The 18,539-nt window shown below is 71.6% G+C and carries 15 protein-coding genes and 2 tRNA genes; 6 read left to right on the top strand and 11 right to left on the bottom strand.

Annotated features, from left to right (window positions below; genetic code table 11):
• Nucleotides 1–28 precede the first annotated feature (28 nt).
• Both G3I77_RS28620 and G3I77_RS28615 read right to left on the bottom strand, forming a co-directional pair.
• Entirely contained in the window at nt 29–1,264 is a 1,236-nt protein-coding gene (locus tag G3I77_RS28620) for a hypothetical protein (protein WP_248508193.1), read from the bottom strand.
• Nucleotides 1,261–1,827 carry a DUF4365 domain-containing protein gene (locus G3I77_RS28615; RefSeq protein ID WP_248508192.1) on the bottom strand — a complete coding sequence of 189 codons (567 nt, stop codon included), beginning with the start codon at nt 1,825–1,827 and terminating at the stop codon, nt 1,261–1,263. The genes G3I77_RS28620 and G3I77_RS28615 overlap by 4 nt, the downstream gene beginning before the upstream one ends.
• A 169-nt stretch (nt 1,828–1,996) precedes the next feature.
• On the opposite strand from G3I77_RS28615, the gene G3I77_RS28610 reads away from it, so the two are divergent.
• Nucleotides 1,997–2,725, top strand: coding sequence for a 3'-5' exonuclease (locus tag G3I77_RS28610; RefSeq protein ID WP_248508317.1), 729 nt, complete (start codon nt 1,997–1,999; stop codon nt 2,723–2,725).
• 59 nt (nt 2,726–2,784) lie between these two features.
• On the opposite strand, the gene G3I77_RS28605 is transcribed toward G3I77_RS28610, so the two are convergent.
• Both G3I77_RS28605 and G3I77_RS28600 read right to left on the bottom strand, forming a co-directional pair.
• Nucleotides 2,785–2,856: transfer RNA gene (locus G3I77_RS28605), tRNA-Val, on the bottom strand.
• A 39-nt stretch (nt 2,857–2,895) separates the two neighbouring features.
• Nucleotides 2,896–3,342, bottom strand: a complete 447-nt coding sequence (locus G3I77_RS28600) for an SRPBCC family protein (protein ID WP_248508191.1) — start codon at nt 3,340–3,342, stop codon at nt 2,896–2,898.
• 97 nt (nt 3,343–3,439) lie between these two features.
• Here G3I77_RS28600 and G3I77_RS28595 point away from each other — a divergent pair, with 97 nt between their 5' ends.
• From G3I77_RS28595 to G3I77_RS28580, 4 genes are all read left to right on the top strand, one after another.
• A complete protein-coding gene (locus tag G3I77_RS28595; RefSeq protein WP_374387106.1) occupies nt 3,440–5,818 on the top strand; it encodes an SCO7613 C-terminal domain-containing membrane protein in 2,379 nt (792 codons plus the stop codon).
• A gap of 140 nt (nt 5,819–5,958) precedes the next feature.
• Complete coding sequence (locus G3I77_RS28590; RefSeq protein ID WP_248508189.1) at nt 5,959–7,620, top strand: helix-turn-helix domain-containing protein; 1,662 nt, start codon at nt 5,959–5,961, stop codon at nt 7,618–7,620.
• Between the two features lie 248 nt (nt 7,621–7,868).
• Nucleotides 7,869–9,224: a diaminopimelate decarboxylase gene (locus G3I77_RS28585; protein ID WP_248508188.1), complete on the top strand. Its 1,356-nt coding sequence runs from the start codon at nt 7,869–7,871 to the stop codon at nt 9,222–9,224.
• An 11-nt stretch (nt 9,225–9,235) separates the two neighbouring features.
• Entirely contained in the window at nt 9,236–9,442 is a 207-nt protein-coding gene (locus tag G3I77_RS28580; RefSeq protein WP_248508187.1) for a hypothetical protein, read from the top strand.
• Nucleotides 9,443–9,496: 54 nt separating this feature from the next.
• On the opposite strand, the gene G3I77_RS28575 is transcribed toward G3I77_RS28580, so the two are convergent.
• The 7 genes from G3I77_RS28575 to G3I77_RS28545 form a co-directional block, all read right to left on the bottom strand.
• Complete coding sequence (locus G3I77_RS28575; RefSeq protein ID WP_248508186.1) at nt 9,497–12,232, bottom strand: Tat pathway signal sequence domain protein; 2,736 nt, start codon at nt 12,230–12,232, stop codon at nt 9,497–9,499.
• 112 nt (nt 12,233–12,344) lie between these two features.
• Nucleotides 12,345–12,935 (bottom strand): hypothetical protein, encoded by a 591-nt coding sequence (locus G3I77_RS28570; RefSeq protein WP_248508185.1) that lies wholly within the window; start codon nt 12,933–12,935, stop codon nt 12,345–12,347.
• A 7-nt stretch (nt 12,936–12,942) separates the two neighbouring features.
• Nucleotides 12,943–13,830 (bottom strand): carbohydrate ABC transporter permease, encoded by an 888-nt coding sequence (locus tag G3I77_RS28565; RefSeq protein WP_248508184.1) that lies wholly within the window; start codon nt 13,828–13,830, stop codon nt 12,943–12,945.
• Entirely contained in the window at nt 13,827–14,828 is a 1,002-nt protein-coding gene (locus G3I77_RS28560) for a carbohydrate ABC transporter permease (protein WP_248508183.1), read from the bottom strand. Before G3I77_RS28560 ends, G3I77_RS28565 begins: the two co-directional genes overlap by 4 nt.
• A complete protein-coding gene (locus tag G3I77_RS28555) occupies nt 14,828–16,117 on the bottom strand; it encodes an ABC transporter substrate-binding protein (RefSeq protein ID WP_248508182.1) in 1,290 nt (429 codons plus the stop codon). Before G3I77_RS28555 ends, G3I77_RS28560 begins: the two co-directional genes overlap by 1 nt.
• A 1,180-nt stretch (nt 16,118–17,297) precedes the next feature.
• A tRNA-Val gene (locus G3I77_RS28550) sits at nt 17,298–17,369 on the bottom strand.
• Nucleotides 17,370–17,445: 76 nt separating this feature from the next.
• Nucleotides 17,446–17,904: a TIGR02611 family protein gene (locus G3I77_RS28545; protein ID WP_248508181.1), complete on the bottom strand. Its 459-nt coding sequence runs from the start codon at nt 17,902–17,904 to the stop codon at nt 17,446–17,448.
• Nucleotides 17,905–18,095: 191 nt separating this feature from the next.
• On the opposite strand from G3I77_RS28545, the gene G3I77_RS28540 reads away from it, so the two are divergent.
• Complete coding sequence (locus G3I77_RS28540) at nt 18,096–18,509, top strand: SsgA family sporulation/cell division regulator (protein ID WP_004002642.1); 414 nt, start codon at nt 18,096–18,098, stop codon at nt 18,507–18,509.
• Nucleotides 18,510–18,539: the final 30 nt, after the last annotated feature.

The raw sequence follows: 18,539 nt of genomic DNA, 5'->3' as shown, positions 1-18,539 counted from the left end.
TACCGACCCGGGACCCCCCTCCGCGAAATCAGTCCCCGCAGTCCCCTCCGCAGGCCTCCTCGAAGAAGTCGAGGTTCTCGTGGAGCTCCTTCATCAGCCGGTCCCGCTCGGCGTCGTCGACCTGTACGGGGACGATCCCGTGGGCGCCGGTGAGGCGGCGGAATCCGCCCCGGCTCTCCAGCCGCCCCTGCACCCGCACCGGGAGTCCGACAAGGTGGGCGTGCCCGGCGATCCGGTAGGCCTCCTCGTCGAGGGTGATCCGGACGTTCGGCACATCGGCCCCGGCCAGCACGCGCAGCCGCACGGTGCCGTCGCCGCGCGGTCCGGATCTGCGCAGCCGTACCACCGCTCCCGTGATCCGCACCGGGACGGCGGGTTCCTCGCGCAGGTAGCGGGCGCCCGCCTCGCGCAGCACGGCGAGGTCTCCGGGCGAGAACTCGACGGGCTCGGCGGAGGGCGCGCAGCCCTCGGGCACACCGGCCGCCGGGGCCCACTCGACGGCGATCCGGGCGCCTTCCGTGCCCCGGACGAGGGCGACCAGGGCCTCGGTGAGCTCGTGGCTCACTCCCGCCTCGACGGCGGCGTCGAAGGCGTCCATGCCGCCGGTGGCCCGCTGGTAGTCGATGGCCTCCCGGGCGGCGAACAGGGCCTGGTGGAGGCGTACGGCGAGGGGGCGGCCGCCTGCGACCGGCACAAAGGCGGTGAGCCGGTCGTCGGTGGCGGAGCCGACGAGGACGTTCTCCAGGGCCGCGGCGGCGGAGCGGCGGTGACGGGCGCCGTGGTAGCCGGCCCGGGCGCGGGTGGCGAGGGCCGCGGCGAGCAGCATCCGGCGGGCGGCGCCGCGCAGCCGGTCCTCGACGGTCCAGGACGCCGCGCCGGCGGGTCCGGCGGGGACGTCGTGCCACCAGCGGATCTCGTCGCTGGGCACGGCGAGGGAGACGAGGACCTCGCGGGCGGAGGGGGAGGCGCTGCGGGACAGGGCGAGCAGGGCCTCGCCGAGCAGGTCGTCGCTGTCGGGGAAGGCGCGGCTCTCGGGCACCAGGAGGCTGGTGGCGCTGCCGCCGGGGCCGGGCGGGGTCCAGCGGCCGTAGCGTCCGGGGGCGCCGCCGCGCCGCCGCCAGCCGTGCCGGCGCAGCAGGGCGCTCAGCACGGCCGGGTCGACATCGACGGGCTCGGGCGGCTCGGGCGGAGAGCCACTCCAGGTGGTGTCGACGGGGTGCGGCCGTACCGGCCTCAGTGGCTCCTCGGTCGGGCGGTGCGTCACGGTTTCCCTCCCGTCCCGACCCGCGTCATGATCTCGCAGAGGGCCCGGTCGTCGAAGATGCGTGAGGTCGGGATGCGCACGGTGGTGCGACGCCGGCCGGTGATCGGTTGTCCGGCGAGGTTGGTCCAGTAGCAGCAGTGCCTCAGGTCGAGCCGGTCGTGGCCGGCGCGCAGCCAGACGTCCTGCGAGCGCGGCACCAGCATCACCACCAGGATCTTGTGCACCGACACGGGGGTGCGGGCGAGCTTCGCCAGGTGATCGTTGTCGAGCGTGAAGGAGAAGGTGCGGCCGGGTGGGTTCGGCGGCACCTGGTAGGTGGCCTTGAGCTGCACCTTGATGGTGACCTCGTCGTCGACCGTGTGCCCGGGCGCGCTGTGGCTGACGTGCCAGTCGATGCCGTTGTCGGGAAAGGGCTGGGACAGCGAGCAGCCGGCGGCCGCCGCGACGGCGTGCAGATAGCCGACCTGCAGTGTCTCCATGCAGGCGGTGGTGGCGAGAGTGCCGCGAGAGGGAGCCGTGCGCTCGGGCAGCAGCCCGCCCCGTTCGGGCTGCGCAATGGCCATGGCCAACAGCCTTCCAGAACAAGTGATTCCCCGCTGCGGGCCGCTGAACTGCAACAACCCGTACTCCTGTTGTCTCCTTCCGGCGTACGGCGCAAACAGCCCGGGTATCACCGAATCGGGCAGCGGACGGTACGTCAACTGCCGAAGGTGAACGAGGGGTTGTGTGGCTATGACGACGTGCTGGTACGAGGGGCCGCTGGCCGCCTTCGACACGGAGACGACGGGCGTGGACGTCGAGACCGACCGGATCGTGTCGGCCGCCGTCGTCGTCCAGGATGCCCCGGGCATCCGGCCGCGGGTGAGCCGCTGGCTGGTGAACCCGGGGGTGCCGGTGCCCGCCGAGGCGACGGCGGTGCACGGGCTGACGGAGGAGCACCTGCAGCGCGACGGCCGGTGGCCGGCGCCGGTGATGTACGAGATAGCGCAGGCGCTGGCCGAGCAGGCGCACGCCGGGCGCCCGCTCGTGGTGATGAACGCGCCGTTCGATCTGACCCTGCTGGACCGGGAGTTGCGCCGCCATCGTGCCTCTTCGCTCGGCCGCTGGTTCGAGTCGGCGCCGCTGTCCGTGCTCGACCCGCGGGTCCTGGACAAGCACCTGGACCGCTACCGCAAGGGCCGCCGCACCCTGACCGACCTGTGTGCGCACTACGGCGTCGCACTGGAGGGCGCGCACGACGCGGGGGCCGACGCCGTGGCGGCGCTGGAGGTCACCCGGGCGGTGGGCCGCCGGTTCGCCTCCCGGCTGGAGCGGCTCGCCCCGGGTGAGCTGCACACCCTTCAGGCGGTGTGGCACGCGGCGCAGGCGCGGGGCCTGCAGGCGTGGTTCGCGCGCAGCGGTGTCGAGGAGGCGGTCGACCCGGCCTGGCCGCTGCGGCCGGACCTGCCGGCGGCGGCCTGAGCGAAGCGGTCCCGCACATGAAAGAACCGGCCCGTCTGCGACGGACCGGCTGTTTCCGGTGGGCGATACTGGGTTCGAACCAGTGACCTCTTCGGTGTGAACGAAGCGCTCTCCCACTGAGCTAATCGCCCGGGAACGCACTGAACCATACAGGTCCGGGCACGCTTCCTTCAAACCGCTTGGAGGTGCCTGAGGAGTCCGCGCCGCCCGGACCGCATCATCAGCGCGTGGTTGGCGCGGAAGACGGGCCGCCCCGGTACGGCGAGCCGCCGCAGCAGCGGCTTGTGCACGCTGACGACCTGGTCGTACCGCGCGAGACTGCCCGTCCCGAGCGGCGTGACGGTCCAGCGCGCCCAGCCCTCCATGTCCCCGGACAGGGCGGTCTCCAGCACGCCGGCCGCGGGATCGCGCCGCGCCTCCCGCGCCGTGAAGGTCATGTCGTACGGCAGGACGGAGCGGACGCGGATCACCCCGGTGGTGTCGTCGAGCCGGGTCACCTCCCGGACCTGGCGCCACCAGCGCGGGTACTCCTCGGGGCGGTCCAGCACGCCGTACACGGTGGCGGGGGGTGCGGGCAGGGTCCACCGGCTGCGGAAGCGGTAACGGTTCCAGTCCATACCGGCAGTCTGCCCACCTACGACGCGGACCGGCTGAGTACACGCCTGAGTATCCGCACTCATGCCGTGCGGGGTGGCGCGAACCACACTGCGATGCATGACCCACCTTCCGCCCCCGGCCGAGGAATTGCGGCTCCTCGATGCCGAACTCTGGCAACTGGACGCCCGGCGCGCCCAGTTGCTGACCCGTCGCGCCTGGCTGGTCGCGGCCCTGCACCAGACGCAGCAGCCGCGGGCCCACGCCTCGGCGCAGCCGCCCGCCGCACCGCCCCGCCCGGAGACGGCCGCGCCCAGCGTGCAGAACGTGCTGCTGGTCCTCGGCGGTGTCCTGCTCACGCTGGCGGCGGCGGTGTTCACGCTGGTCAGCTGGGGACACATGGGGATCGCCGGGCGGGCCCTGGTGCTCGGCGCGGTCACGCTGGCCACGCTCGCCGCGCCCGCGGCGCTGCTGAAGCGGGGCCTGCGGTCGACGGCCGAGTCCGTGGCGGGCCTCGGGCTCGCCCTGACCGTCCTGGACGCCTACGCGCTGCACGCGGCGGCCCTCTCCGGGACGGACGGGACCGGGTACGCGGCGGCCGCGTCGGCGGTGCTGGCGGCGACCTGGTCGGCGTACGGTCTGCTGCCGGCCATGTCCGCGCTGCGCCTGCCCCTGCCCTCCGCCCTGGTCGCGGCCCAGTTCCCGCTGCTGCTGTGGGCCCTGGCCGCCGGCGCGAGTCCGTATGTGATCACGGCCGCGCTGCTGGTGACGGCCGGGCTCGACGCGGTGGTGGTGGGGCGGTTGACGGCCGGGGCCGTGCGGATCATCGCCGTCGTCGGTGCCTACGGCATGGGCGGCTGGGGCGTTCTGGGTGCGGCCTGGCTGTCCTTGACGGCGGACGGTCCGGGTGACGCTTCCCGTGCCGGGGCGCTGCTCCTGCTCGCGGCGGCGATCGCTCTGGGTGCGTCCTGGCGGGGGCCGGGCGGCAAGCACGCCCTCGGCCTCGCGATCACGTCCGGTCTGCTCGTCGTGGGCGCGCTCGGTGGAGTGGCTCGGCCCGGGATGCCGTCGGAGTGGGTGGTACCGGCTCATCTGGCCGTCGGCATCGCCCTCTTGGCCGCGGTGCGGATCGAACGGCTGCCGGACGCCATGCGGATGGGCTTCGCGTGGGCCTCCGGTGCCGTACAGGCGCTGGCGGTGCTGTGGACGCTGCCCGTCGTCGCCGTGGTGCTGCTGGGCCCGGCCGGCCGGCTGGGCCGGGTGTGGAGCGGTGCGCCCTCGGATGCCCGGGCGGCGGTGGTCGTCGAGGCGCCCTGGCCGCCGGACGCGGCGGTGGCTCCCCTCGTGCTGGTGGCCGTCGCCGCCGTTCTCGCCCTGGTGGTCCGCGCGGAGCAGTGGCGCGGGCGGGCCCGGATCGGCTCCCTCGGGCTGCTCTGGGCCACGGCTCTGATACTTCCGGCGGTCTTCGAGGTCCCCTACCTCGCGGGGATGCTGGTCCTGGGCGTCATGACGGCGGCCGCGCTGTACATGTGCCGGGTCACGGCGTCGGCCGCGCAGGTCACGGCCCTCGTCCTCGCCCTGGTCACGGCCGTCAGCCTCACCCTGGTCTCCCTCGCCTCCCAGTCCGCGACCCTCGTCGCGCTGTCCGTGCTGACGGCGCTGTTCGCCGCGGCCTCGTGGCGGGCGGGCGTGGCGCCCTTCACGGCTCCGGCGGCTCTCGTGTTCGCCGCCGCGCTGGCGTCGGCGTCCGGTGCCGCCGCGGGCTGGCCGCCGGCCCGGACCGCCCTGCCGGTTCTGCTGGTTCCCGCTGCCGCCGCCCTGCTGGCGGCGCGTCTCGGCGCCTCCCGGGCGACGGTGCCCGTCGAGGCCGTGGGAGCCGCCCTCGGGCTGTTCGCCGTGGCTCTCGCCGTCACCGACCCGCCGATGCTCGCGTTGGTGCTGGCCCTGTGCGGGGTGATCGCCGCGGGCACGGCACTGCGCGCCGAGCGGCGTCCCGTCGGCTATGCGGCCACGGCCCTGTTCGTGCTGGCCGCCTGGGTCCGCCTGGCCGCCTGGGACGTCGGCACACCCGAGGCCTACACCCTCCCGGTGACCGTCCCGGCGCTGCTCGTCGGAGCGCTGCGCCGGCGCCGCGACCCGCAGGCCTCCTCCTGGACGGCGTACGGCCCCGGGCTCGCCGCCACCCTCGTGCCGAGCCTCGTCGCGGCCTGGGCCGATCCGCACTGGACGCGGCCCCTGCTGCTGGGCATCGCGGCGCTGCTGGTCACCCTGCTGGGCGCCCGGTACCACCTCCGGGCGCCGCTGGTGCTCGGCGGCTCGGTGCTGGCCCTGGTCACGCTGCACGAACTCGCCCCGTACGTCGTGCAGGTGACGGGGGCTCTCCCCCGCTGGGCGCCTCCCGCCCTCGCCGGACTCCTGCTGCTCGCCCTCGGGGCGACGTACGAGCAGCGGATCCGGGACGTCCGGCGGGTCCGGGAGGTCCTGGGGCGGATGAACTAGCCCCTGAATCGGCGCCATCGGTCCCTCCGCATGCCGTAGGGCGTATCGACTGCGGACAAAGCCCGTGATGTCATACGTTTCTCCGATCGGCCGCCGACGGGCGGTCGGGCGGGGCGGTCGGGCGGGGACGGGGAGGCATCATGACGGACCTGGGGGCATCACCGGCCCGGGGCACGGGCGCCGAGGACCAGGGGACCCTGGAGCGCCTGCTCTCGGTGGTGGGTGCCGGAGCCGTGGAGTTGCACACGGCCCCGGAGGGACTGCGGACGAGCGTCACCGGTGTCCATGTGCTGGACGCCCTGGAACCCGTGATCAGGCCGCGGGAGTTACTGCTCGCGGTCGGCGTCGATCCGCGCTCGGCGCATGCGGTCGACGTGGTGCGCCGGGCCGGTGAGGCCGGTGCGGCGGGCGTGGTGTTCGGCCCGGGGCGGCCGGAGCCCACCGCGCGGGCGTTGCAGGCAGCAGCGGAGGAGAGCGGCACGGCGGTGCTCTTCCGTACCGCCTGGTGTACCTGGGCCCAACTCGTGGGGGTGCTGAGGGCGGGGCTCGCCGCGGCGGGTGTTCCCCCGGTGCCGGCGACCAGCGGCGTGCGCCTGGGTGATCTGGACTCACTGGCCGATGCGGTGGCGGCCCTGGTGGGAGGCTCGGTGACCGTCGAGGACACGGAGTCGCGGGTGCTGGCGTACTCCTCCACGGAGGAGAACGTGGACGAGATGCGCCGGCTGACCATCCTCGGCCGCCGCGTGCCGCCCTGGCGGGTGGCGGCCATGCGGGAGGCGGGGTTCTTCCAGGCGCTGTGGGGGGCGGGCGATGTGCTGCACCGGCCCGCCCACGGCCAGGACCCGGAGCGTCTGGTCGGCGCCGTGCGGGCGGGCGGAGAGGCGCTGGGGTCCATCTGGGTGGCGGCGGTCGCCGGCCGCCCGCTCGCGCCGAACGCCGCGGAGACGCTGCGCGCGGCGGCCCGGGCCGCCGCCGCCCACCTGCTGCATCACCGCACCCACAGCTCGGACGGCCGCCTGGTGGAGGATGCGGCTCGGGCGCTGCTGGAGGACCGTGGATCCGTCGAGGTGCTCGCGGAGCGGGCCTCTCTGCCGCCCCGGCAGCCCTGTGCCGTCCTCGCGGTCGGGACCGGGTCAGGCCACCACGGGGACGACGACCCGTCCGGGTTGTACGGGCTGCTCACCCTGCACTGCGCGGCGTTGGGCCACCGCGTCGTGGTGGTCCCGGCGGGCGGCAGGATCCTGGTGCTGCTGAGCGGGCTGGAGCGCGGCCCGGGTCGGGCCGACGGCCAGGTGCGCCGACTCGGGGAATCACTGGCCGATCAACTGTCGACGACGATCGGCCCCGCGGTGAAGGTGGGCCTCGGCGACGTGGTCCCCGGCCTGGCAGGGGCGCCCGCGTCACGACGGTCGGCCGAGCGGACCCTGCAGGCGCTCATCGCGGCCGCCGGGCCCCGCACGGTCGCGCGGAGCGAGGACGTCGCGGACACCGTGGGCATCCTCCAAGTCGTCGACGCCCTGCGGGAGGTGGCGCTGCCACCGCGGACCTCGGTGGCCCGGCTGAGGGAGTTCGACGCCGAACACAGCGGCAGTTGCCTGGTGGAGACCCTGCGCGCCTACCTCGACCACTTCGGTGACGTGTCCGCCGCCTCGCGCGCGCTGGGCGTGCACTCCAACAGCCTGCGCTACCGGTTGCGCCGGATCACGCAGGTGTCGGGGCTGGATCTGGAGAGTCCCGACGCCCGGCTGCTCGCACAGGTGCAGTTGCGTCTGGGGGGAGACGCCGACGGCGCACGCCCCTGAGCGACCGGCACGAGGCGGCCGCGGGCGTGCCGTCCGTCGCCTTGGCCGCGGCCACCATCGAAGGGCCTCTCCTTCGTCGTACCGCACAACGCCCTTGCCCGGCACGGCGGTTGTTGCGTCCAACCGCCGTCGGCGAGGCCCGCGTCTTTGACGACTCGACGAAGACGCCCTCCCGGTGCGGACAGCAGCCTGGTACTCCGCCCCGGGGAGGTCCCGGGCGCTGCGCGTACGACACCGGAAGGCTCACCATGACCGGACTGACCAGCGCCGCCGAGCGGCGCGAACGGATCCTCCAGGAAGCGGTGCGGCAGGGACTGCTGGACGCCGGGCGGTCCCAGCTGGCCGCCTTCGTCGACCTCGACGGCGTCGCCGCGACCGTCGCCTCCCTGCACCGCGCCTTCCCCTCTGCGCCGCGTGTGCTGCACGCGTTCGCCGCCAAGGCCAACTGCCTGGTGCCGGTGCTGGCGGAGCTGCGGCGGCTCGGCATGGGCTGCGAGGTGGCCACCGCGGGTGAGCTGGCCCGCGCGCTGGCCGCCGGATTCGCACCGGATCGGATCGTCTTCGACTCTCCGGCCAAGACGGAGGCCGAACTGCGGCACGCCCTCGACCTGGGGGTGACCGTCAACGCCGACAACTACCAGGAACTGGCCAGGATCGACCGGGCGTTGGGCGATCGCGTCCCGGTGTCGCGGATCGGGGTGCGCGTCAACTCCCAGCTCGGCGGCGGCAGCATCGCCGCGATGAGCACGGCGACGAGCACCTCGAAGTTCGGCGTCCCCCTGGCGGACCCGGGCAGCCGACGACGGTTGCTGCGCGCCTACCACGACCACCCGTGGCTGACCTGGGTGCACACGCACGCCGGTTCGCAGGGCTGCCCGCTCGACCTCATGGCCGGCGGGGTCGCGCAGGCCGTGGCGTTCGCCGAGGAGGTCAACGCCTCGCTCGGACGGCGCCAGGTCGTCGGCATCGACATCGGCGGCGGACTGCCCGTCAACTTCGCCGACGACGAGACCACGCCGACCTTCGGCACGTACGTCCGGCAGCTGCGCGCCCAGGCGCCCGCGCTCTTCTCCGGCGGGTACGAGATCGTCACCGAGTTCGGGCGCTCCGTCCTCGCCAAGAACGGGTTCACCGCCGCGTACGTCGAGTACACGAAGAGCATGGGCGGCCGGCCGATCGCGGTCACCCACGCCGGTGTGCAGGTGGCCACCCGGACGGTGTTCAACCCCGACGCCTGGCCGCTGCGGATCGAGGCGCACGACGGGAGCGGCAGGACCAAGCGGGGCGGACCGGTCCGCCAGGACATCGCGGGACCCGCCTGCTTCGCCGGGGATCTGCTGGCGCGGGACCGCGCTCTGCCGCTCCTGGAACCCGGCGACATCATCACCGTCCCGGACACGGGCGCCTACTACTTCTCGACGCCCTTCCACTACAACAGCCTGCCGGAACCCGCCGTGCACGGGGTCCGGACGAGCGGTGACGGCGGCGCTGTCCGCTTCGAACTCCTGCGCCCCGCCCAGGATCCGTGGGACGTGCCGGGCCCGGGCGGCCGCGGCACTCCCCCGCGGCAGCGGGCGCACGAGCCCGTTCACGGCGTCGGCTGAGGAGCACCGAGGTGGCACAGGCCGACCGTCGGGGGCCCGGCCGGGACGGACCGCTCCTCAGTCAGCGCGCCGCGATCGTCTTCCTGCTGGCATCCCTGGTCGGCATCGGTGCCACTGTCCTGGCGGCGCTGGCCGGCAACGTGTGGCCGGTCGCGGTGAGCGTCGGAGGCGGGGTGCTGGCCCCGGCCGTCCTGTTCTTCAACCAGATCATCGACTGAAACGAGCGGTTCCCGCTACGGCGTCGCCACGGGAACCGCTCGTTCAGCTTCCCGTTACGGCATCTTGTCCCCGAGCAGTGCCAGGTTCTCGATGGCGGCGAGGCCGTACAGCGCGGTCTCGTTCGTGGAGACCCAGGTGGCCTCGCTGCCCGGCACCAGCGCGACCGGACCGCTCAGCTTCTCCGTCCGCCAGGGTGCCGACTCCTTGTAGCCGTCGGAGTTGTAGAACTTCTCCCACGCCCGCTTGGCGAGCTTCTCGTCGCCGGTCTTGACGGACGCGTAGGCGTCGAGGCGCGAGTGGCCCTGGAAGAGCAGCAGGTTGCCGAAGTTGGAGCCGTAGCGGGCCGCCTGTTCGGCCTTGGTGGCGTTGAAGTAGCGGCAGTAGTCGAAGTACGCCTCGTTGAACTTCGGCATGTCGACGAGGTCGATGAGCTCGGCGCACAGCTCGTTCAGGCCGAAGACGGCCGACAGGTGCGAGACCTCCACCTTGGCGGCCCCGGCGACGGCGAACCTGCCGGTGTCCAGGTCGTACAGGCCGCTGCCCTGGACGAAGCCGTTGGGCTGGGCGGCAATGGTCTCCATCGTGGACAGCACGCGGGCCTTGGCCTTCTCCCACTTCGGGCCCTTGCGTTCCCACTCCGTCAGCCAGGCCGACACCAGGCCGCTCCAGTCCGTGCCGAAGCCGATCGACAGGGCGTGCCGGTCGGGGGTGTACGGCTCGGTGCGGATCTTGCGGAGCGGGTCGAGGGCGAGGAACGTCTCGTCGGAGTCGACGTTGGCGTGCATGAGGTCGCCGACCCGCTCGTCCGCCGTGAGGAAGTAGTAGTAGCGCCGGTAGGTGGTGTTGGCGATGCGCTGCTGCTTGGCGCTGTCGGCGAAGTGCTGCACGCCGTGCCGGGTGCCGAGGCCCGCCCATTTGCCCAGGTGGTAGACGTCGACCTCGCCGGTGTGCCGGGTCATCGCCTCGGCGAAGCGGAAGATGTCGGCGCGGCCGGAGCGCAGGTAGGCGAACCAGAGCCACAGGTCCGGCGACAGCTCGGAGTTGTCCCAGGCGTAGCCACCGATGTCGTACCGCCACTGGTGCCGGAACGTGTCGTAGGTGTGCATGATGTCGCCGTAGTCCCAGAAGCCGTACCAGCGGCGCTGCTCCACCTGGTCCTTGTAGTAGGTGAAGAGGAAGTCGAGGTGGTCCTCGATCTTCGCCTTGGCCGGGGTGGAGCGGTCGGGCTCGGAGTACAGGTTCGGCCCGAAGACCTGAGCCTTGATGAGCTGCTTGGGCGGGGCGGCCAGCTGCGGCAGCACGCGGACGGCCTCGACCTGCTCGGCGAACCGGTCGGGGCTGGGGGTCGACTCGTTGGCCCAGAAGAGGAGTTCGGAGGTGCGGGCGATGCCGTACGGGGTGCCGAACTCCGGCTCGTAGTCCTCGTAGGTGATGTTGAGGCCTTCGATCTGCTCCGGGTAGGTGGCCTGGCCCATGCCGTCGTGGTAGAAGCGCATGTCCATGGGCTGGGCCTCGGGTGACCAGAGCCAGAGGGTGACCTCGGCCTCGTCGGTGTGGGCGTCCCGGATGTCGAGCTGGGCGGGGAACTTCTCCCAGAAGTCGCGCAGTCCGAAGGAGAACCCGCCGCTCGCCCCTCCGACGTAGCCGAAGCCGGACGCGCGCCGGCCACCGCCCGCGGCGACCCAGCCGTGGCCCTTCTTGGTGCGCTTGCGCAGCGTGAAGCCGTCGGCGGAGAGCTGGGAGAGGGTGTAGTCGCCCCACTCGGGGATGTACTGCAGCCGGGTCGTCACCCGCTGGTCCCAGGTGGCGGGATCGGGCAGCTTCTTGCCCTCGAACTGGGCCGCCTGCACGGCCGCGCCCGGGTCCCGGCGCAGTCCGGTGATGCCCTTGACGGCCTCGCGCAGCAGTCCGGTGCCGTCGCCGCCGATGCGGATGTGGCGGTCGTACGCCTCGTCCCGCAGGGGCACGGTGAAGCGGACTCCGAGGCCGCGGATGAAGTCGCCACTGGCCTTGCCCGGTTCCTGCGTGCCGTCGTAGGTGATGGTGTGCACCATGCGGAAGGAGTCGGCGCCCGCGTAGAAGTAGAGCCGGATCGAGAAGGGCAGCCAGCTGCGGCCGCCCTTGCGGTGCTTGCCGTCGATGCGGACGACCGCGCGGACCGGGCCCGCCTGCTCGACCTCGACCTTGGTGATCGCGCCGTCGAAGCGCTCGGTCTTGACCGCGCCCTGGTCCTCGTCCTCGATCTCGGGCTGGCGGATCAGCACGAGCCGGCCGTTCTTCGCGATCTCCGTGGAGCCGCGGCTGACGGACTTGACGAGCGTGGAGCCGGACGTGCCGATCTTCGCGTTGATGACGCCGGTCGAGATGTCGATGGTGCCGCCGCGCTTGACGACGGTGACCTTCTTCTCGGGTGCGGCGGGCGTCCCGGCGGCGAGGGTGAGCTTGCCGTCGCCCGAGGCGACCGCGTGCGCGGTCCACTTGAGGGAGCCGTCGGGCCAGTAGGCGATGGGCCAGGACTGCACGGGTACGGCCTTGCCGCCGGCGTCCGTCAGCGTGAAGGTCTGGCCCTTCTGGTATGCGCCCTTGGGCCAGGGCACGCCGACGGTGGAGCCGGGTGCGGCGCCGAGGCCGCCGTCCTCCAGCCAGTCGAGGGTCACCGGGTCCGCGTCGGCGGGTCCGGCTCCGGGCGCGGCCTGGGCGTCCTGGGCTCCCAGCGCCCAGCTGAACTGGGCGGCGGCTCCGGTGACGGCGGCTGCCTTCAGGAGGGACCTGCGGGGGATGGGAGACATGGCGATGCTGCCTTTCCTCGTCCGTGCGGGAAGCGATTCCGTACGCTGGTCAGGGGCATGACAGAGAGAGGTGCGACGCCGGGGCGCCGACCTGGAAGGGGGGCACCGCCGTTCAGCGGTGCCGGTACCGCTCCTCCACCGCGACGGCCGCCGCCGCCACGGCCCCGAGGACGGCGATCGCCAGCGGTGCGGCGAACCAGGCGGACAGGGCCACCACGGCGAGCCCGCCGACGATCAGGAAGGACCCGGCCGGATCGAGCACCGTCCGCCGCCCGGCCTCGGCCAGCAGCGTCCGCCAGCGGGCGCCCGGCACCCAGACCGCCGCCGCACGCAGCCCGGCGACCACGAGCCCGATGAGCGCGACGACACCGAGGGCCCCGACGAACGGCCCGCCGGGGATCCCCGCCCGGGCCGCCTGCACGTCCACCCAGACCGCGGCAAGCGCCGCCCACCCGGCGAGCCCGGCGAGCCACCCGCCGCGCAGGGCCGTGCGGAAGTCGGCGGCGAACTCCCGCCAGCCACCGCCCTCATGAGAGGTACGGCGCCGCAGATGCCGCGCCCCCGCGGCGAACGCGGCGGGGTAGGTGACGACTCCCAGGGAGGCCACCGCGATCCACACACCGGTCAGCAGACACTCGGCGAACACCGCGAACCGCTCGGCGAGCGCTGACTCGCCCCGTGCTTTCACTCGTGTCACGGCCATGCCCGCCTCAGCCCTTCAGACCCGACGTGGCCATGCCGTCGATCAGGTAGCGCTGGAAGGCGAGGAAGAAGGCGAGGACCGGCAGCAGCGCGACCAGCGACATGGCGATCATGCCACCGTAATTGGCCAGCCCTTCCTGGTCGACGAACATCTTCAGGCCGAGCGAGACCGTGTACTTGTCGGGCTCGTTGAGGTAGATCAGCGGGCCCATGAAGTCGTTCCAGGAGTTGATGAAGGTGAAGATCGCGCTGGTGATCAGGGCCGGCCGGCTCAGCGGCAGCACGATCGACCAGTAGATCCGCAGGTGTCCGCAGCCGTCGAGGCGGGCCGCCTCGTCCAGTTCCCTGGGCATGTTGCGCATGAACTGCACCATCAGGAAGACGAAGAACGCCTCGGTGGCCAGGTACTTCCCGAGCAGCAGCGGCGTGTAGGTGTTGATCAGCTCCATGTTGCGGAACAGCACATACTGCGGGATCAGCAGCACGTGGTACGGCAGCAGGAGTGTGCCGATCATCAGCGTGAACAGCAGGTTCCGCCCCGCGAACCGGATCCTGGCGAAGGCGTAGGCCGTCAGCGAGCAGGACACCAGGATGCCGACGACCGAACCGACCGCGAGGAAGAGCGAGTTGAAGAAGAACGTGGAGATCGAGATGTCGGCGATGCCGTCGGCCAGGCTCGTGTAGTTGGCGATGACCGGGTCGCCCGGGAAGAGGTCCAGGCTGCCGACGATGTCCTCGCTCTTCTTGAAGGACCCGCCGATGACCCAGATCACCGGATAGAGGATCACCGCGAGGATCAGCAGGGACCCGATGTGCCAGGCGAGGGAGCCGGGCAGCCTGCGCCTCAGCGCCCCGGCTCCGGCGGCGGGCTTGATGTCGGTGGCCTGCGCACTCATCGGGCGCCCTCCTCGTAGTGCACCCAGCGCTTCTGGGACCAGAACAGCACCGCCGTCACCAGGGCGACCGCGACCAGCAGCAGCCAGGCCATCGCCGAGGCCAGACCCATGCGGCTGTTCTCGAAGCCCTGGACGTAGAGGTAGCAGGTGTAGACCATCGAGCCGTCGGCCGGACCGCAGGCGTTGCCTCCGGCGCCGCCGCCGACGATGTACGCCGAGCTGAAGATCTGGAAGGAGTGGATCGTCTCCAGCAGGACGTTGAAGAAGAGCACCGGCGAGATCATCGGCAGCGTGATGTTCCAGAACCGCCGCAGCTTGCCCGCCCCATCGACCTCGGCCGCCTCGTACAGCTCGCGCGGGACCTGCTTGAGACCGGCCAGGAAGATGACCATGGGGGCGCCGAACTGCCAGACGGTGAGCGCCACCAGGCTGTAGATGATCATGTCCGGGTCGCCGGTCCAGCCGCCGACGTCGATCCCGAAGATCTTCTGCGTACGGTCGACGATCGCGTCGTCCGAGAAGATCGCCTTCCACACGATCGCGACGGAGACACTCGCGCCGATGAGCGACGGCGCGTAGAACGCGGCCCGGTAGAAGGCCTGCCCGCGCCGGCTCTGCGCCAGCAGCAGCGCCACACCGAGGGCGGCGATCAGCTTGAGCGGCGTGCCGACGGCGACGTACCAGAGCGTCACCTGCACCGAGTGGCGCCAGCGCGGATCGCCGAACATCTCGGAGAAGTTGTCGAGGCCGATCCACTGGGGCGCGTCGAACAGGTTGTAGTCGGTGAAGGCGAAGTAGAGCGAGGCGATCATCGGACCCGCTGTGAGCAGCAGGAACCCGGCGATCCACGGGGACATGAAGAGATAGCCGGCCAGGTTCTCCCGGCGCCGCCGCCGCTTGAGGGCGGCGGGGCGCGCGGGCTTCACCGGACCGTGCCGCGGCTCGGAGTCCTGGGACAGGTCCTCCATCGCAGGGGCGTGTGTCACGGTGGTTCCCATCAGGTGCCGAGAGCCGTCTTCGACTCGGTGAAGAACTGCTTGACGGCTTCCGCCACCGACCTCTTGCCCAGGCCCATCTCCTCGGCGATGCGCAGGAACGCCGACTCGCAGATGTCCGCGCCGTTCGGGTGCGGGGTGATGGGCTCGAGGACACCGGCCTTGACGAGGGACTGCTCGTAGGCGGCTATCGCCTGGTTGACCGGGTCGGTCGGCTTGTACGCGTCGAACTGGGCCTGCGTGGCGGGCACGCCCCGGTCGTACCCCATGATCTTGGCGACCTCGGGTTCGTGCACCATGAAGTCGATGAACTGGGCGACTTCCTTGGGGTGCTGGGTGCGCTTGGAGGCGCTCAGCATCAGGGAACCGAGGTACTGGCCGGTCTTCTTGCCGTCCGTCGTCGGGATGGGGGCCAGGCCGTACTCGCTCTTGCCCTCGGAGGTGTAGCGGACGGTGAAGTTGTCCCAGGTGTACTCGCCACCGGAGAGCTCCGCGGCGAGCGCCGACTTGGGCTTGATCTGGGCGACCTTCTTGGGGTCGGAGTAGAGGCCCTCCTCGACGCCCTTCCTGGCCTTCGTCCACCAGTCCGTCAGGTCCGCCTCGGTGAAGCCGAGTCCGTCCTCGGTGAAGAACGCTTTGCTGTTCTGGCGCAGGTAGAGGTCGTAGAGGTACATGGTGCCGTACATGCCGCTGTCACCGGCGCGGCCCGTCTTGTCGCGGATCTTCTTCATCGCCGCGTCGAAGTCGTCCCAGGTCCAGCCCTGCTCCGGCTTGATGCCGGCGCGAGTGTAGACGGGCTTGTCGATGACCAGGGCCATCGAGTTCGAACCGACCGGAACGCCGAGGAGCTTGCCGTCTATCTCGCCGAACTTCTCGAGGCCCGCGCGGAATCCGTCCATCCGGAGGTTGCCGGCCTCGACCTGCTCGCTGAGATCGAGCAGCACGTTCTTCGCGTCGTATTTCCGGAGGAAGCCGATCGCGTTCTGGAACACGTCCGGCGGATTTCCCCCGGAGGCCTGGGTGTTGAACTTCTTCCAGAAGTCGAGATAAGGCTGGAAGTCCGTTTTCACCTTGATCTTCGGGTACTTCTTCTCGAAGAGCTCGATCGTCTTGTTGATTCTCTCGGCGCGGTCCTCCGCACCCCACCACGCGTAACGGATCGTCACCGTCCCGTCCGCGGAGGCCCCTCCGTCACCACCGCAACCGGTCGTCGCGGCCAGCCCCAGCGTGGCTGCCGTGGCTCCGGCCGCCTTCAGGATGGTGCGTCTCTCAACATTCCTGCCGTTCACCACGGTTGGACCTCCCCGCACGTCGTCCCGCTCGCATGAATCGTTTCAAGTAAGCGCTTGCTGGCACAAGGTACGGAGGGGCTGAGAGTGCGTCAATGATTCGGACAAGATTTTCTTACCGCGGGAGTGGGCGACGGGGTGGGCCGCGGAGGTGGGGCTGGAAGCGGGGCCGGACGACGCCGCTGGTGACGACCGCGCAACCGGAACGCCGAACGGGGATGGGGAGTCGGGCTGCTTTCGGGGGCGTCCGAAAGTCGATGGTGGGGTGGTGGGAGTGGGTTGTGGGCGCGGGGGTTGGATTTGGCCATGTGGCGTTTGGGTGGGGGGCGTTGTGGGTGGGGGTTGGCGGGGTGACGGCAACTGGGGGCGACGGGGGCTGGATGAGGGCGGGCGGGTCGGCGACTCGTTAGGTCGCGGGTGGCCAGCCCCTGCGGGCGGGATCTGCGACGGCGGGTTCGGCGGGTGGCCGATGTGTGGGGGGCGGGCGGCTGTGCGGGGCGACGGGGCGATGGCATGGACGGGCTGACGTCCAGGATTCGACGACGGTACGGGCGGATGGGCAGTGTCGGCACGGGCGCCCTGGCGGACGGAGTCGGCCTGACGGCGGACCGGTGACAGTCGGCTTGATCGGTGCGTCTCGGCGACCATCGGGTTCGACGAAGAGCGACGGCACGGGCGGCTCACCGGCAGAGGTTTCCGGCATGCCTGATCCGGGGCGAATCGCGGGGCGAGCAGGCTCGACGAGGGGGCCCTGCGCCAGTTGGCTGGACGGCGGCGGCGCGGGCGGCTCACTGGTAGGGGGTTTGTCTGCCACACCGGCCCCGGGCAGATCTTGGCCCTGGCCGGCCCGATGGCCGGATCTCGGCATCAGCCGCCTCGACGGAGAGCGGTGGCGCAAGCGGGCTCACCAGGCAGGGGATCCGGCCCGCCCAGCCCCGAGGTGATAACGCGGCGCAATCTGCCCCGACAAGGGGGTCTCGGCGTCACCAGCGGCCCGGGGGACGCGCTCGGGAACGGTGTGAGCGGGCCGGCCGAGGCGAGTTCCAGCCACGCCGGGTGTCGGGCGCCTGGCACGCCTGACACCCGCAGCGCCGTCACTCGTCAGGCCCCGGCCCGACGCTCCCCGGGCGGATACAACGACGGCGGCCCACCTGCGCAATCGCAGGTGGGCCGCCGGTCCGGGTGGGCGATACTGGGTTCGAACCAGTGACCTCTTCGGTGTGAACGAAGCGCTCTCCCACTGAGCTAATCGCCCGGACGCAGGAAGAACATTACCCCATGTCAGCGGGTGCCTGTGACCAGCCGGCCGGCACCCGCACCCCGGTCGTCGCTCACTGGTCCTTGATCTTCCACGGCATGACGATGCCGAATTTCCACAGGTAGATACCAACCAGTACGCCCACGATGACCAGCCCGATCGACGTCAGGATGATGTTGCGGCGCCGCACCTTGGGATCGAGGGCGCGCTGGGCCGCCTCGGTGACCTTCCGCTTGGTCCAGCGGAGCACCAGCTGGGCCCAGACGAACTCCGTCGCCCAGATCGCCATGCCGCCGAAGATCACGACCCAGCCCGGCCCGGGCAGGGGCAGCATGATGATGCCGGCCACGACGACCGCGAGCCCGATGATGAAAACGCCGACCTGCCAGCTCACGTGCAGCGCCCGACGGGCCTTGATGAATTCCGGCGCCCGCGAACCGAGCCCACGGTGCTGCTCGCCGTACGTCTCGCCCGTCCCCGTCTCGTCCGACGCCACGGCCACCTCGCCCGGCTCGTTACTCCCCGTATTCATACGGCCAAACACTACCCGAGCGAAACCAGTCACCGGAATGGACGCACGACGCGAACGATCTCTCGGCCGGAAGAGTTACGTAAAGGCACGCAAAACACTCAGAGGGGTTTACAACGGCACCGTAGGTGGCATGTCGATTTCGCCGACGTGCGAATCCCCGAGCGCACACTGAGCGAAAGGCCCTGGCGCTTATGAACACCACGGTCAGCTGCGAGCTGCACCTGCGCCTCGTTGTGTCGAGCGAGTCCTCCCTGCCTGTCCCCGCAGGCCTGCGGTACGACACGGCCGACCCCTACGCCGTGCACGCCACCTTCCACACCGGAGCCGAGGAAACCGTCGAGTGGGTGTTCGCCCGCGACCTCCTCGCCGAGGGGCTTCACCGCCCTACGGGCACCGGCGACGTCCGCGTCTGGCCGTCGCGCAGTCACGGTCAGGGCGTCGTGTGCATCGCCCTGAGCTCGCCGGAGGGCGAGGCCCTGCTCGAGGCCCCGGCACGGGCCCTGGAGTCCTTCCTGAAGCGGACCGACGCCGCCGTGCCGCCCGGCACGGAACACCGGCACTTCGACCTCGATCAGGAGCTCTCGCACATCCTGGCGGAAAGCTAGGGCGAGGCCCCCACAAAGCCGCCCGGCGCC

This window comes from Streptomyces sp. D2-8 (assembly GCF_023184515.1).
GTDB lineage: Bacteria > Actinomycetota > Actinomycetes > Streptomycetales > Streptomycetaceae > Streptomyces.
This window is presented reverse-complemented; position numbering and strand designations above follow the sequence as displayed.